We start from the raw sequence: 15000 nt of genomic DNA on the forward strand, positions 1-15000 counted from the left end.
ATCGCGGCTCTGCCTTGCGGCGGGCATCTGCGCTCTGGCCCCGTTTGCTGTGGCGCAGGAACAGGGGGCAGCCCCCGGGGCGGCGGCCTCTGGGTCTGCTGCACTGATGCGCGGGCTGGACAAGGTCAACGGTCGTACCGTCGATGTCGAGGTGCCGGTCGGCGGAACGGCTGAGATCCTGGGTCTTATGGTCACATTGGGCGAATGCCGCTATCCGGCCGACAACCCGACTGGCGATGCCTATGCCTATGTCACGGTGCGTAGCCCGCAGGATGCCCAGGTCCATTTCGAGGGGTGGATGATCGCCTCCAGCCCGGCGCTGAACGCGCTGGACCACAACCGTTATGATGTCTGGGTCATTCGCTGCAAAAGCAACTGAGGGCTGGGGATCTCAGGGGCTCTGAAATCGCCCTGTAGCTCCAGCGCATCGCGCAACCGGCGCTGATAGGCAGCCCGGCTGATCTCAATCGCCCCGAGCGAGGCCAGATGAGCGGTCAAAAACTGCGTGTCGCACAAGGCAAATTCCCCCTGACGCAGCCGATCCAGCAGATAGGCAAGCGCCACCTTTGACGCGTCTCGTGCGCGGGAGAACATGCTTTCGCCAAAAAAGGCACCACCCAGGGCGACGCCATAGACGCCGCCGACCAATTCACCCTCCTGCCGGATCTCCAGCGAATGGGCATGCCCCATGTGGTGCAGATCCAGATAGCGGTCAAAGATCTCGGCGTTGATCCAGGTGTCCGGGCGATCGGCACATCCGGTGACCACGCCGCCGAAATCCCGGTTGATGGTGACCTCGAAACCGCCATTGCGGATCCGTTTGGCCAGCGAGCGCGAGATATGGAACCCATCGAGGGGAAGAATGCCACGCCGTTTTGGATCGACCCAGAAGACTTCGGGATCGTCGCGGTGTTCGGACATCGGGAAGACGCCGACGGAATAGGCATGCAGCAGAAGTTCGGGGGAAAGGCTCATACGGTCGGCCCCGGTTGCCTCTGTTTGGTTCGCCGCGTCCGTGGCTGTTGCAGGAGGCGAGACGATAGGAAGGAAGCAGGGCGCGTCTGGAACGCGCCCTGCCGGGGCCTTAACCGGCCAAGTTTTCGTCCAGCCAGCGTTCCAGCCAGTGGATGTTGTAATCGCCTGTCAGCACATCGCGTTCCTGCAAGAGCGCGTGGAACAGGGGCACGGTGGTGTCCACACCGTCCACGATCAGCTCACCCAGGGCGCGGCTGAGACGCGCCAGCGCCTCGGGACGGTCACGTCCGTGCACGATCAGCTTGCCGATCAGGCTGTCGTAGTAGGGCGGGATCGAATAGCCGTCATAAAGCGCCGAATCCATCCGAACGCCCAGACCGCCCGGCGCGTGAAACGCGGTGATTTTACCCGGGCAGGGGGTAAAGTTCGGCAGTTTCTCGGCGTTGATGCGTACCTCGATGGCATGACCGTTGATCACCAGGTCGTTCTGCGTGAAGGACAGCGGTTGACCGGCGGCGACGCGGATCTGTTCGCGCACCAGGTCGACGCCGAAGATGCCTTCGGTGACCGGGTGTTCCACCTGCAGGCGGGTGTTCATCTCGATGAAATAGAACTCGCCGTCCTCATAAAGGAATTCGACGGTACCCGCCCCGGAATACCCCATCTTGCCGATGGCATCGGCGCAGATCTTTCCGATTTTTTCGCGTTCTTCAGGGGTGATGGAGGGGCCAGGCGCCTCCTCGAAGACCTTCTGGTGACGGCGCTGCAGCGAGCAGTCGCGCTCGGCCAGATGCAGGCCGGTGCCCTTGCCGTCGCCAAAGACCTGAACCTCGATGTGACGGGGCTTCTGGAGATATTTCTCCATATAGACTTCGTCATTGCCAAAGGCCGCCTTGGCCTCGGAGCGGGCGGTGGAGAAGGCAACTTCCAGCTCGGCCTCGGTGCGGGCGACCTTCATGCCGCGTCCGCCGCCGCCGGCGGTGGCCTTGATGATCACGGGGTAGCCCATGTCGCTGGCCGCCGCCTTGGCAGTTGCGAGATCCGGTACGCCACCGTCCGAACCGGGCACCACTGGAATGCCAAGCTCCTTGGCGGTTTCCTTGGCGGTGATCTTGTCACCCATGATACGGATATGGGCGGCGGAGGGGCCGATGAAGGTCAGCCCGTGATCCTCGACGATCTGCACGAAATTGGCGTTTTCCGACAGGAAGCCATAGCCGGGATGGATCGCCTGGGCGCCGGTGATTTCACAGGCCGAGATGATCGCGGGGATCGAAAGGTAGCTTTGGGCACCGGCGGGCGGGCCGATGCAGACCGATTCGTCTGCCATGCGTACATGCATCGCATCCGCATCGGCGGTGGAATGCACGGCGACCGACTGGATGCCCATCTCGCGGCAGGCCCGGATCACGCGCAGGGCGATCTCGCCACGGTTGGCAATCAGGATCTTGTCAAACATGGGCAGATCCTTACTCGACGATGACCAGGGGGGATCCGAACTCCACGGCGGCGCCGTCTTCGACCAGGATACGCTTGACGGTGCCGGATTTCGGCGCCGGGATGTGGTTCATGGTCTTCATGGCTTCGACGATCAGCAGGGTGTCGCCTTCACTGACGCTGTCGCCGACCTTGATGAAGGAGGGCGCGCCGGGTTCCGGCTGCAGGTAGACCGTGCCGACCATGGGCGAGGTCACGGCCCCGGGGTGGCTGGCGGGATCTTCGGCGGCCTCAGCAGCGGCGGGGGCGGCGGCAGGTGCCGCTGCGGGCGCGGCAGCCGCAGGGACAGCGGCGACGGTCTGAACCGGGGCCGCTGCGGCAACAACGGTCTGGCGCGAGACGCGCACATTCAGGCTGTCATCCTCGCCATAGTCCCGTTTGACCTGGAGTTCGGTCAGATCGTTTTCGCGCAGCAGCTCGGCCAGCGCCTTGATGAATGCCACGTCAGCTTCGTGCGTTTTTTCTGTCATTTTGTCCTCAGCCGGTTCCGCCAAGCCTGCGAAGATGTCGCAGGCGGCAAATCAGATGCGCTTATAGGCCAAGCTTTACCACAAGGAAAGCGCCGCCGTTCATGCGGTGTTGTCGTGCCTTCAACATGGGGGCGGCGGCAAGGATTCGCAATCATGGAACCGGAGATTGCGCGAGCTTTGTGCGCCGCCTATAGCGGCATGCCGGTCAGCTTTGCCACCAGTTCGGGCAGTTTGCGGGCGCCGAATTTCTCGAGCAGATGCGCCCGGTGGGTTTCGATCGTGCGGTAAGAGAGATCCAGCTTGGCGCCGATCTCCTTCGCGGACAAGCCCTTGCAGGTGAGGATCGCGACCTCCCGCTCGCGCGGGGTGAGGCTGACGACGGGGCGATCATCGGAGATATCGGCAAAGGACCAGACCCCGGTTTGAAAGGGCGCCTCGGGGGACACCGAACGCCCCCGCACCCGGCACCAGAACAATTCGCCCGAGCGCCGCCGCATGATGCGTTCGTCACTGTAGCTGCCGGTGCGGTGCTCTTCTTCCTGCAACAGGGCGCCGATGCGCTGAAACTCTTCCCGCGTGGGGTAGAGATCCGCGATGAGGAGATCCTCATATTCGCCGGGGGTGCCGCCAAAGGTGGCGGCAAATTGCAGGTTGCAGCGCTTGATCACACGGCTTTCCAGCACGGCGAGGCCCACGGGGGCATGGTCAAAGGCGATATCTGTCATGGCTCCTTTTAACCGGGTATTTTTGCGGAATTGAAGGGGGCAGGGCCGCGTGACAGGGTGAATGTGTCGTCAGAAGCACCGGCGGCATGGGAGGAATGAAATGAATATCGGTCTTTGGCTTTCGCGCCGGGCGGCAGCGGATGGCGCGCGCCCGGCCTTGTTTCTGGGGCAGGATCAGGTGGCGGATTATGCCGCCTTTCACGACCGCGCCGCGCGGGTTGCGGCCTGGCTGATCGGCAAGGGGATCCAGCCCGGTGACCGGGTTGCGATCTTCATGAAGAACTGCCCGGAGTACCTGATCACGCTTTATGGCATCTGGTATGCCGGCGCCGCCGCCGTGCCGATCAATGCCAAGCTGCACGGGCGCGAGGCGGCCTATATCCTGGCCGATTCCGGTGCAAGGCTGGTCTTTACCTCGCCGGGCCTCGATGCGGCTCTGGCCGAGGCAGAGGTGGCGGTTGAGGGTGTCGATCTCTCCGGCGATGCCTATGCGGCGGCTATGGCTACGGCTCCGCTCATCGAACCGCTGCGCCGGGCGCCAGAGGATCTGGCCTGGCTGTTCTACACCTCCGGCACCACTGGCAAACCCAAGGGGGTGATGATCACCCATCGGATGCTGGTTGCGGTGTCACTTGCCTATTTCACGGATGTGGATCAGGCCACGGGTGAGGATCAGATCCTCTACGCCGCCCCGATGAGCCATGGCGCCGGTCTTTACAACATGCTGCATGTGCTGGTGGGCGCGGCCCATGTCTGCCCGGTGTCAGGCGGCTTTGACGAGGCAGAGATCTTCGACCTGGCGGAGCATTTTGGCCGGGTTCAGATGTTTGCCGCTCCCACCATGGTGACGCGGATGACCTCGGTTGCGAAACAGACCGGGCGCACCGGCCGGGGCCTGCGCACCGTGGTCTACGCGGGCGGGCCGATGTATCTGGCCGATATCATCGAGGCGGTAGATCACTTCGGCCCCATCTTCGTGCAGATCTACGGGCAGGGGGAATGCCCGATGGGGATCACCGCGCTGCCGCGTCATGCCGTGATCGACCGCAGCCATCCGGACTGGCGCGCGCGCCTTGCCGGCGTAGGCCGCGCCCAAAGCCCGGTGGAGGTGCAGATCGGCACGGCTGAGGGCGAGATCCTGCCGCCGGGCAGCATCGGAGAGATCATGGTGCGTGGCGATGCGGTGATGCCGGGCTACTGGAACAACCCAAAGGCCAGCGCCGAGACCCTGAAGGACGGCTGGCTGATGACCGGCGACATGGGGGTGATGGATGCGGCGGGTTATCTGACGCTGCAGGACCGCTCCAAGGACATGATCATCACCGGCGGCTCCAACGTCTACCCGCGCGAGGTCGAGGAGGTGCTCCTGATGCATCCGGACGTGCAGGAGGTTTCCGTCGTGGGACGCAAGCATCCCGACTGGGGTGAAGAGGTGGTGGCCTTTATCGTCGGAGATGCGTCAAGTGCTGAGCTGGACGCGCTCTGCAACGATCAGATCGCGCGGTTCAAACGGCCCAAGGCCTATATCTCCGTGCCCGATCTGCCCAAGAACAACTACGGCAAGGTCTTGAAGACAGAGCTGCGCAAGAGACTGGAGGAAAAGGCATGACGGATCTGAATGGAAAGACGGCGCTGGTCACGGGATCGGTGCAGGGCATCGGCCTTGCCATCGCAAAGGAGCTGGCCGCGGCGGGTGCGCGTATCGCCGTCCACGGCATCGCGGATGCGGAAACGGCAGAGGCGGCAGTTCAAACCTTGCAGGAGGCCGGTTCGCCCGAGGCGCGGTTCTTTGCCGGAGATCTGAGCAACCCGGAAGAGATCGACAGTCTGATGCAGGCGGTCGACGCCTGGGGCGGCGCCGATATCGTTGTGAACAATGCCGGTATCCAGAAGACGGCGCCTCTGGCGGAAATGCCGCGCGAGACCTGGGATGCGATCCTTGCGGTGAACCTCTCGGCGGCGTTTCACATCATGCAGGCGGCGCTGCCGGGGATGGCATCACGCGGCTATGGCCGGGTGATCAATATCGCCTCGGTCCACGGGCTGGTCGCGAGCAAGGACAAGGCGCCCTATGTGGCGGCGAAATTCGGCCTTGTGGGCCTCAGTCGGGTGGCGGCGCTCGAATATGCCAGTCAGGGCGACCGCAGCAGCGGTGGCGTCACCGTGAACTGCATCTGTCCGGGCTGGACCGAAACCGCGATCATCGAGCCGCAGGTGGCGGCGCGGGCGGCGCAGATGGGCGGGGACCGGGCGGCGGGTATTGCCGATCTTCTGAGCGAGAAACAGCCCAGCCAGCGCCTGTCCGATCCTTCGGAAATCGGCGCATTGGCGCTGTGGCTGTGCGCGCCGGTGGCCCATAACGTAACAGGCACGGCAATCCCCGTGGATGGCGGCTGGACAGCGCAGTAGCCGGGTTAGCCCAGGGGAGGTTCATCTGGGCGCTGGCCCATCAGCGTGTCGATCAAGAGGCTCATCAGTTCGGCGCGGTTCGCACTGCCCGATTTGCGGTAGATCGCGTTGAGCTGTGCCTTCACCGTGCCCTCGGCGCTGCCGCGCATCTGGGCGATCTCGCCCGTGGAAAGCCCCTTGACCAGGAAGGTCGCCACATCCCGTTCGGCGGGTGTCAGGCTCCAGGCGGTGAATTCTGCGTCGATCACCTCCTGGATGGCGCCCTGGGCGCTGCGCAGGCTGTGTTCCAGGTGGGCCTTGCGCCGCAACAGCCACATCAGGATCCGCCCTTCCACCACGATGGCGGCGATCAGCCCGAAGGTGGCGATGGCTTCGAGAAAGGCATGGCGGCCCTCAGTTTCCATCGCGTCGGGCATCCAAAGGTCCGCCACGATATCGCCCAGGAAGATCGCCGCACAGATGGACTGCACGACGATCAGGGCGATCAGGACGGTGGGTTTGGCTGGATCGGTATTGAGGGGGATCACGGGCTGCGCTCCGTCTCGGGTGTCGGCATCTCCTTGTAGCCGGTGATCATCGCCCGCGCCAGATTGACCCTAGTGCGGCGGCTTTCGAAAATGACCGCGCCCACGTGCAGCAGCACAGAGATCTCGGCCCAGGTGACCAGAGCCTCATGCAGGTCTTCCGGCCATTCGGTGCCCCAGAACATGTCGGTGGTCATCAGGTAACCGCTCAACCCGATGCCGATGAGGCTGAGCAGCAGGTTGTAGATCATTAAGGCCCCAAGCGGGGAGTGCCCCTTGTGGGCATTGCCGCGCCCGGTTGCGATCTCAGTGAGCTGCGCCACGGCGCCGGCGGGGCTGGGCGGAAAGCTGGTGAACCGGGCATACCGGCTGCCGAAGAGCCCCCAGACCAGGCGCAACAGCACCAGCGCCACCACGAGGTAGCCAAGGTTTTCATGCAGCTTGGCCTCCGGATCGGTGATCACGGCGTTCAGCAGGAAGAGGACCACAAGCGACCAGTGAAACAGCCGCACCAGCGGATCCCAGACATAGAAACGTTGCATGGCAAGGCTCTCCGATTGAGGAAGGGGCAGGGCGACCGGTGCCGCGCCTGCCTGATTGCGTGTCGAAGGGATCAGTCTTCCTTGATGCGGATGATCTCCATCTTGTCGTTCATGTAGATCTCAAGTTTCTTGCCGTCCTTGATGGCATAGGCCTCGTAGAGCCCGTCTTCTGTCTCGATCTTGCGCACCTCATAGCCCTGTTCGGTGAGGGTGGCGCGGATCTGGGCCTCAACCTCGGCGCTGGGCTTGCCATCCGAGGCGAGGGCGGCCACCGGGATCATGAGGGTCAGGGCGAGGATCTGTGCGGAACGTGCGAACATCGGGTGTCTCCTTGATGTGGTTTCGGCGCGCAGCTGTGATGCTGGCCGTGACACCGATATCGGCAGCGAGGCAGGAATTCTGAAATAGGCGTGACGGTGGAAAACGGGAGAAATGGCCTTCGTATAACCCCGGTTTACGAGGCCGGGACGTCCTATGGGACAAAAAAAGGGCCGGTTCACATGGAACCGACCCTCAAGGGATCCGCACCAGCAGAACAGCCAGTGCGACGGGGAGTAATTCGATCAGATCGCCAGGTATTCGGCGCGCAGTTCGGCGTTTTCCAGAACCTCCGATGCGGTGCCGTCAAAGACGATTCCGCCGGTGTCCAGGATCACGGCACGATCCGCCAGTTCCAGCGCGCGCACGGCGTTCTGTTCCACCAGGATCGTGGTCATGCCCTGTTCCTTGATGTGGATGAGGGTCTTTTCGATCTCATCCACGATGACCGGCGCCAGGCCCTCGTAGGGTTCATCGAGCAAGAGCACCTTGATGTCACGCGCCAGGGCCCTGGCAATCGCAAGCATCTGCTGCTCACCACCCGACAGGGTGACGCCTTCCTGCTTGCGCCGCTCGCCCAGGCGCGGGAACAGGTCATAGAGGCGCTCGATCGACCAGCCGATGGGCGGCGCGATCTGGGCAAGCTGCAGGTTCTCCTCGACCGTGAGGCCGGGGATGATGCGGCGATCCTCGGGCACCAGGCCCAGACCGGCGGCGGCGGCTTCATGGCTCGACATGTTGTGCAGCGGCTGGTGGTCCAGCCAGATCTCGCCATGGGTCACCTGCGGATCACCGATGCGCGCGATCGAGCGCAGGGTCGAGGTCTTGCCCGCGCCGTTGCGGCCCAGGAGCGCGAGGATCTCGCCCTCGTGGACGTTGAAGTTGATGCCCTGCACGATGTAGCTCTCGCCATAATAGGCGTGCATGTCCCAGACCGACAGGAAGGCCGGAGCCGTGGTCGCCTGGTTGGCGTTCTTGGAGAAATCCGGTTTGACGTTCATCTGTCTCTCTCCTTATGCGCTTTCGCCCAGATACGCTTCGCGTACCTTGGGATTGCCGCGGATGTTCTGCGGGTCGTCCTCGACCAGGGGGGTGCCCTGGGCCAGAACTGTGATCCGGTTGGCAAGGCTGAACACCACGTGCATGTCGTGTTCGATGATGGCGATGGTGATGTCGCGCTCTTCCGAGATCTGTTTCAGCAGATCGATGGTGTTGTTGGTATCGGCCCGCGCCATGCCGGCGGTGGGTTCATCCAGCAACAGAAGACGCGGTTCCTGGGACAGGCACATGCCGATCTCAAGGCGCCGCTTGTCACCGCGCGACATGGCGGCGGCATGCATGTGCCGCTTGTCCGCCATGTTCATCTCAACCAGCATCTGTTCGGCCTTTTCCAGCACATCCTTCTGCTCCGAGATCGAGCGGATGGCATTCAACTCGAACGCACCGTCCCGTTTTGCAAAGCAGGGGATCAGCATGTTTTCCATCACCGTGAGATCGCCAAAGATCTCGGGCGTCTGGAACACGCGGGAAATGCCCATCTGGTTGATTTCATAAGGCGCACGCCCCAGCACGGACTGGCCGTCGAACATCACCGATCCGGTGTCGGGGATCAGCTTGCCGACGAGGCAGTTCAAGAGGGTCGACTTGCCCGCCCCGTTCGGGCCGATGATGGCATGAACGGAGTTTTCCTTGACGCTGAGGTTCACATCCGACAGCGCCTGAAGGCCGCCGAACCGCTTACCTACGTTTTTGACTTCTAGGATACCCATTGGTCAGTCTCCTTATTCCGCAGGTTCGGTTTTGTTGCCGGTCGAGCCCTGGCCGGACTTGCGCCGCTTGGCCCAGGCCGCGATGCGCTGACCACCTTCGACCAGACCACCCGGCAGGAAGATCACAACCATCATGAACAGGATGCCCAGGGTCAGGTGCCAGCCCTTGCCGATGAAGGGGTAGAGCACGGCGACGATGAAATCCTCAAGCCCATCGGGCAGGAAGGCAAACCATTCGTGCAGGATGGTGGCGTTGATCTTGGAGAAGATGTTCTCGAAGTACTTGATGAAGCCCGCGCCCAGAACCGGGCCGATCAGGGTGCCGGCACCGCCAAGGATGGTCATCAGAACAACCTCACCCGAAGCGGTCCACTGCATGCGCTCGGCGCCTGCCAGCGGGTCCATCGAGGCCATCAGGCCACCGGCGAGACCGGCATACATGCCCGAGATCACAAAGGCCGCAAGGGTATAGGGACGGGTATTCAGACCGGTGTAGTTCATCCGCTGCTGGTTCGACTTCACAGCCCGCAGCATCATGCCGAAGGGCGAACGGAAGATGCGGATGGCCAGGTAGAAGGCGGCGATCAGCACCAGCGCACAGAAGTAGTAGCCGATGTTGAAGGTGAAGACCCAGCTGCCGATGGCGAGATCAAAGCTGTCGCGCATCTCCAGGCCAAAGAGGCCCGGCACCGGGATGTTGCCTTCTGCCGTCTGGCTCTGGCCAAGGATCCGAGGATCGTCGAGCGCCAGCTGCAGGCCGGTTTCACCGCCGGTGATCGGCGTCAGCACCGAATAGGCCAGGGCGAACATCATCTGCGCAAAGGCCAGCGTCAGGATCGAAAAGTAGATGCCCGAGCGCCGCAGGCTGACAAAGCCGATGAGCAGCGAGAACAGGCCGGCCACGATCACCGACAGGATGATGGCGGGGATGACGTTCATGCTCAGCAGTTTGAACATCCAGACCGCCGCGTAGGAGCCGACCCCCAGGAAGGCCGCGTGTCCGAAGGACAGGTAGCCGGTGAGGCCGAACAGGATGTTGAAGCCGATGGCGAAGATCCCGAAGATCACGAAACGCTGCATCAGGTCGGGGTAGCCCGCGTTGAACTGCGCCATGGCGCTGTCGGCGGGGAAGGGGTTCAGGATGAAGGGTGCGAACAGTGTCAGCACCGCCACTGCGATCAGCAGGGTAAGATCGGATTTTTCCAGATTACGCATTGTCTTAGTCCTCCATCACGCCTTTACGGCCCATCAGGCCACGCGGACGGGTCAGCAGAATGATGATGGCGACCAGATAGATGATGACCTGGTTGATGCCCGGGATGATGTCGATCACTTCGCGCATGGAGGCAAAGCTTTCGAGGACCCCCAACAGGAAGCCGGCCAGAACCGCGCCGGGCAAAGAGCCCATGCCGCCGACAACCACCACCACGAAGGAGAGCACGAGGAAGTCCATCCCCATGTGATAGTTGGGGGAGTTGATCGGCGTGTACATGACACCGGCAAGCCCCGCCACGGCGGCGGCGATGCCGAACATGATGGTGAAACGGCGGTCGATGTTGATGCCCAGAAGGCCGACGGTTTCGCGGTCGGCCATGCCTGCGCGCACGACCATCCCGAAGGTGGTGAACTGCAGGAAGGCAAAGACGCCACCGATGATCACGGCTGCAAAGGCGAAGTAGATGATCCGCCAGTAGGGGTAGATGATGATATTGGGATCAAAGCCGATCATCGCGCCGAAATCGAGCGAGCCCTTGAAGGCCTCGGGGGCCGGGGTCGGGATCGGGTTTGCGCCGTAGAAGTATTTGATCACTTCCTGCAGCACGATGGCGAGGCCGAAGGTCACCAGGATCTGGTCCGCATGGGGGCGCTTGTAGAAGTGCTTGATCAGCCCGCGTTCCATGATGACCCCCACCAGGATCATGATCGGGATCGCAAACAGCACCGAAAGCGGTACCGCCCAGTCTATGATGGCATCGCCAGTGGATACTCCGAAGATGTCGTGCACGTAGGGTACGTCCACTTTCAGCGGATTGCCGAGGAAGTCTTTCTGGGTTTCGTCGATGATCGTGTGGCTCAGTGTCAGGATACGGCTCAGCGTCACGGCACAGAAGGCACCGATCATGAACAGGGCGCCATGGGCGAAGTTCACAACGCCCAATGTGCCGAAGATAAGTGTTAGCCCCAGCGCAATCAGCGCATAGGCCGAGCCCTTGTCGAGCCCGTTCAGGATTTGAAGGATTATGGCGTCCATTGTCCCACCCTTGGAAAGTGTGAGTGCATAAAGCGAAAATGCCCGGGGAGAGGGCGTCTTTGGGGGAAGTGGTCAAAGAGGGCGGGGGCCGTCAGAAAAGAGAGCCCGCCGCCCGTTTGTACACGTTCAGTTCAAGGCGCGGAGATTAGGCGCCGTTGTTGCAGGTACCCAGAGCACCGCCTGCGAACTGCGGGTGGTTCGGATCATAGGTGACCTGAGCCGCCGGGGTGACTTCCACGATCTCCAGAAGGTCGAATTCGGAGGTCGGGTTCTCTTTACCCTTCACGACCAGCACGTCCTTGAAGCACTGGTGGTCGGCGCCACGATAGAGCGTCTTGCCGTTGCCCAGACCGTCGAACTCGAAGTCTTCCAGTGCTTCGGCAACCGCGCAGGGTGCGAAGGAGCCGGCGCGTTCACAGGCGTCAGCATAGAGCAGGGTCTGCACATAGGTGGTGTGTGCGGCCTGGCTCGGCGGGAAGCCGTATTTGGTGCCGAAGGATTTCACGAAGGCCTTGGAGCCTTCATCCTGCAGCGACCAGTGCCAGTTGGTGGAGCCGAAGATGCCCTTCACGTTGGCGCCCGCACCCTTTGCCATCAGGCGGGAGTAGAGCGGAACCACGATCTCGAACTGCTTGCCGTTGACGATCTTGTCGCGCAGGCCGAACTGAACCGCGTTGGTCAGCGAGTTCACCATGTTGCCGCCATAGTGGTTCAGAACCAGAACGTCGGCGCCGGACTGCAGAACCGGTGCGATATAGGACGAGAAGTCGGTCTGCGTCAGCGGAGTCTTCACTGCTGCGACGGTTTCCCAGCCCATGGCCTCGGTCGAGGAGCGCACGGCTTCTTCGGTGGTGTAACCCCAGTTGTAGTCCGCGGTCAGGTGATAGGCCTTGCGGTCTGCGCCATAGGCGTTCTTCAGAACCGGTGCCAGTGCTGCGCCGGACATGTAGGAGTTGAAGAAGTGGCGGAAACCGTTGGCGCGCTTGTCCTTGCCGGTGGTGTCGTTGGAGTGGGTCAGACCCGCCATGAAGATCACGCCGGCTTCCTGGCACAGCGCCTGCACGGCCACGGCCACGCCGGAGCTGGAGCCGCCGGTGATCATGATGGCGCCGTCTTTTTCGATCATCGACTTGGCCGATGCGCGGGCGGCGTCGGATTTGGTCTGGGTGTCGCCGGTGACGTATTTGACTTCCTTGCCGAGGATGCCGTTCCCTTTCAGCGCCTTGGAGCTGAAGGTGTTCATCATGCCGCCGTCGCCGCCGCCGTTCAGGTGCTCAACCGCCAGCTGGTAGGCGCGCAGTTCGTCGGCGCCTTCGTCAGCATAGGGGCCGGTCTGCGGCACGTTGAAGCCGAGGGTTACGGTGCTGCCGGTCGGCTCGTTGGTGTAGGCATGCGCGCTTTGCGCGGTGAAGATCGTCGGCAGTGCCACGCCGGCACCCATCAGCGCACCGGACTTCAGTACCCCGCGACGCGAGACATCAGATTTGGACATATAATCCTCCCTTAAGATTTTAACGCCAGGCAGCTCCTCACTTCCGCGCGGCGTTGGCACGGTTTTCGTGCAAAATCAGTATGACGGCAGCTTGTAAAATCGCGCAATAAATCCCTTGTAAATCAGAGTTATTGTGTAAATAAATGAACAGTATTCCGTGGTGTGCTGTAAACTTTTTTATGCCGCGTCGCGGAAAGCCTTTGAAAAACGGTTGTTTTGGGAAAAGCCTGCAATGACACGGGATACGCTGACTGGCAGCAGAATTCGCGAGCGCCGACTCATCCTGGGGATGCGTCAGGCGGAACTGGCCCGCGCGGCAGGGATTTCCGCATCCTATCTCAATCTGATCGAACACAACCGCCGCAGAATCGGCGGCAAGCTTCTGGTGGATATCGCACAGGTGCTTGGGGTTGAACCTTCAATGCTGAGCGAAGGGGCGGAAGCGGCCCTGATCGCCAGCCTGCGCGAGGCGGCAGTGGACAGTGGCGTGCCGGTGGTCGAACTGGATCGGGCCGACGAACTGGCCGGTCGGTTCCCGGGCTGGGCCGAGGTCCTGTCCTCCAGTCACCGGCGGATCGCCACATTGGAGCGCACGGTGCAGACCCTGTCGGACCGGCTCACCCATGACCCCAATCTGGCGGCCTCGCTGCACGAGGTCCTGTCCACCGCGGCGGCGATCCGCTCTACCGCCTCCATCCTGGCGGAAACCGGCGAGTTGGAGCCGGAATGGCGCGACCGGTTCCACAAGAACCTCAACGAGGATTCGCTGCGCCTCGCCGAAAGCAGCCGCTCGCTGGTCAGTTTCCTGGATGAAAGCAACACCGGAGCCGACCGTCGTGGCGTGCCCCATGAGGAGGCTGAAGCCTATTTCCTGACCGAAGGCTATCATTTTCCGGAACTGGAAACCGGTGCGGCGACCCCCGAGGATCTGGTTGCCGGGGCGCCGGATCTGGTCAGCGATGCGGCACGTCTGATCGCGCGCGGCGCCTTGGAGCAGTATCAGCGCGACGCCCGGCTCTTGCCGCTGGAGCCGTTGCGGGTGGCCTTGCAGGAGCATGGCGTGCGGCCCGGGCTGCTGGCCCGTCAGTTCGGATGTGATCTGCCGACGGTGCTGCGCCGCATCGGGTTGCTGCCCTTTGATGTCTTGGGGCAAGAGGCCGGGCTGGTCATTTGCGATGCCTCGGGGTCGATCCTGGTGCGTAAACCCGTAACTGGCTTTGCGCTGCCGCGGTTCGGGGCCTCCTGTCCCCTTTGGCCGATCTACACGGCGCTGTCGCGGCCGCATGTGCCGGTGCGGCGCAATGTGGTGCAACAGGGGCGCTCGGCGCTGGCCTTTGAATGCCTGGCGGTGGCCTGGGAGCGCACGACACCGGATTTTGACAGCGATCCCCTCTATCATGCGGTGATGCTGATCCTGCCACAAAGCGAGGTGCCGGAGGGGGCGCAACCGGTCGGGGCAAGTTGCCGGATCTGCCCGCGGCGTGGCTGTTCGGCCCGCCGCGAGCCGTCGATCCTGAAGGAAGAGTTTTGACAGCCGGAGGGCTGCGAGGGTAGTCTGGCTCGAAGTTGACGTATGCGCTGGGGTCAAATTGGCCGGGGGAGCGGCGCAGGGAGGACATTCTGCCAATGAGCAGACACGTGATTCTGATTGAGGATGAGCCCAATATCACCGAGGCGATCCGGTTTCTCCTGACGCGCGACGGCTGGAGTGTGGATGCCCATGCAGATGGCACCGACGCCGTGCAGGTCATCGAGGCGGCGGCGCCGGATCTGGTGATTCTGGATCTGATGCTGCCGGGCAAGAGCGGCCTGGAAATCATCCGCGAGCTGCGGGACATCGACCGTTTGAAGACCCTGCCGGTGCTGATGCTCACTGCGCGGGGGCAGATGAAGGACCGGGAGATGGCCGAGCGGGCCGGTGTCACCCGCTTCATGACCAAACCTTTTTCCAACGCCGAGGTTCTGACGGCGGTGCGGGATCTGCATGCCCAGGCCAGCCGCGGATGACCCTGCCGTGGATGACACTGG

The 15000-nt window shown here is 62.6% G+C and carries 17 protein-coding genes; 5 read left to right on the plus strand and 12 right to left on the minus strand.

The genetic code is table 11. The features are described 5' to 3' along the window. Window positions 1-34: 34 nt before the first annotated feature. Window positions 35-379, plus strand: a complete 345-nt coding sequence (locus PXK07_RS09080; protein WP_446728366.1) for a DUF2155 domain-containing protein — start codon at window positions 35-37, stop codon at window positions 377-379. On the opposite strand, the gene aat is transcribed toward PXK07_RS09080, so the two are convergent. The 4 genes from aat to PXK07_RS09100 form a co-directional block, all read right to left on the minus strand. After that, the gene (gene aat, locus PXK07_RS09085) at window positions 343-975 is read right to left on the minus strand and encodes a leucyl/phenylalanyl-tRNA--protein transferase (protein WP_274847906.1); all 633 of its coding nucleotides are present in this window, start codon (window positions 973-975) and stop codon (window positions 343-345) included. The genes PXK07_RS09080 and aat overlap by 37 nt on opposite strands. Window positions 976-1084: 109 nt before the next feature. Next, window positions 1085-2434, minus strand: a complete 1350-nt coding sequence (gene accC / locus PXK07_RS09090; protein WP_274847907.1) for an acetyl-CoA carboxylase biotin carboxylase subunit — start codon at window positions 2432-2434, stop codon at window positions 1085-1087. A 10-nt stretch (window positions 2435-2444) separates the two neighbouring features. Continuing rightward, a complete protein-coding gene (gene accB / locus PXK07_RS09095) occupies window positions 2445-2942 on the minus strand; it encodes an acetyl-CoA carboxylase biotin carboxyl carrier protein (RefSeq protein ID WP_274847908.1) in 498 nt (165 codons plus the stop codon). A 188-nt stretch (window positions 2943-3130) separates the two neighbouring features. Next, window positions 3131-3667: a LuxR C-terminal-related transcriptional regulator gene (locus PXK07_RS09100; RefSeq protein WP_274847909.1), complete on the minus strand. Its 537-nt coding sequence runs from the start codon at window positions 3665-3667 to the stop codon at window positions 3131-3133. 100 nt (window positions 3668-3767) lie between these two features. On the opposite strand from PXK07_RS09100, the gene PXK07_RS09105 reads away from it, so the two are divergent. Then, the gene (locus PXK07_RS09105) at window positions 3768-5276 is read left to right on the plus strand and encodes a class I adenylate-forming enzyme family protein (protein ID WP_274847910.1); all 1509 of its coding nucleotides are present in this window, start codon (window positions 3768-3770) and stop codon (window positions 5274-5276) included. Then, window positions 5273-6076 carry a 3-hydroxybutyrate dehydrogenase gene (locus PXK07_RS09110; protein WP_274847911.1) on the plus strand — a complete coding sequence of 268 codons (804 nt, stop codon included), beginning with the start codon at window positions 5273-5275 and terminating at the stop codon, window positions 6074-6076. Before PXK07_RS09105 ends, PXK07_RS09110 begins: the two co-directional genes overlap by 4 nt. Before the next feature lie 5 nt (window positions 6077-6081). Here the strand turns inward: PXK07_RS09110 and PXK07_RS09115 are convergent, their stop codons facing one another. The 8 genes from PXK07_RS09115 to PXK07_RS09150 all read right to left on the minus strand — a co-directional run bounded on the left by PXK07_RS09115 (window position 6082) and on the right by PXK07_RS09150 (window position 12972). Continuing rightward, entirely contained in the window at window positions 6082-6603 is a 522-nt protein-coding gene (locus PXK07_RS09115) for a helix-turn-helix transcriptional regulator (protein ID WP_342455865.1), read from the minus strand. Continuing rightward, complete coding sequence (locus PXK07_RS09120) at window positions 6600-7142, minus strand: cytochrome b/b6 domain-containing protein (RefSeq protein ID WP_274847912.1); 543 nt, start codon at window positions 7140-7142, stop codon at window positions 6600-6602. The genes PXK07_RS09115 and PXK07_RS09120 overlap by 4 nt, the downstream gene beginning before the upstream one ends. Window positions 7143-7213: 71 nt before the next feature. Next, window positions 7214-7462 (minus strand): PepSY domain-containing protein, encoded by a 249-nt coding sequence (locus PXK07_RS09125; RefSeq protein ID WP_274847913.1) that lies wholly within the window; start codon window positions 7460-7462, stop codon window positions 7214-7216. A 243-nt stretch (window positions 7463-7705) separates the two neighbouring features. Next, window positions 7706-8461 (minus strand): ABC transporter ATP-binding protein, encoded by a 756-nt coding sequence (locus tag PXK07_RS09130; RefSeq protein ID WP_274847914.1) that lies wholly within the window; start codon window positions 8459-8461, stop codon window positions 7706-7708. 12 nt (window positions 8462-8473) lie between these two features. Next, on the minus strand, window positions 8474-9229 hold the full coding sequence (locus PXK07_RS09135) for an ABC transporter ATP-binding protein (RefSeq protein WP_274847915.1): 756 nt from the start codon (window positions 9227-9229) through the stop codon (window positions 8474-8476). Window positions 9230-9241: 12 nt separating this feature from the next. Beyond that, window positions 9242-10444, minus strand: a complete 1203-nt coding sequence (locus PXK07_RS09140) for a branched-chain amino acid ABC transporter permease (protein ID WP_274847916.1) — start codon at window positions 10442-10444, stop codon at window positions 9242-9244. Window positions 10445-10448: 4 nt separating this feature from the next. Beyond that, window positions 10449-11480: a branched-chain amino acid ABC transporter permease gene (locus PXK07_RS09145; protein WP_274847917.1), complete on the minus strand. Its 1032-nt coding sequence runs from the start codon at window positions 11478-11480 to the stop codon at window positions 10449-10451. A gap of 145 nt (window positions 11481-11625) precedes the next feature. Continuing rightward, window positions 11626-12972: a substrate-binding protein gene (locus PXK07_RS09150; RefSeq protein WP_274847918.1), complete on the minus strand. Its 1347-nt coding sequence runs from the start codon at window positions 12970-12972 to the stop codon at window positions 11626-11628. Between the two features lie 232 nt (window positions 12973-13204). On the opposite strand from PXK07_RS09150, the gene PXK07_RS09155 reads away from it, so the two are divergent. Then, the gene (locus PXK07_RS09155) at window positions 13205-14503 is read left to right on the plus strand and encodes a helix-turn-helix transcriptional regulator (protein ID WP_274847919.1); all 1299 of its coding nucleotides are present in this window, start codon (window positions 13205-13207) and stop codon (window positions 14501-14503) included. Between the two features lie 95 nt (window positions 14504-14598). Next, complete coding sequence (locus PXK07_RS09160) at window positions 14599-14979, plus strand: response regulator transcription factor (RefSeq protein ID WP_274847920.1); 381 nt, start codon at window positions 14599-14601, stop codon at window positions 14977-14979. The last annotated feature ends 21 nt before the right edge of the window (window positions 14980-15000 follow it).

Source organism: Phaeobacter sp. QD34_24, from assembly GCF_028890115.1.
Taxonomy (GTDB): Bacteria; Pseudomonadota; Alphaproteobacteria; order Rhodobacterales; family Rhodobacteraceae; genus Phycobacter.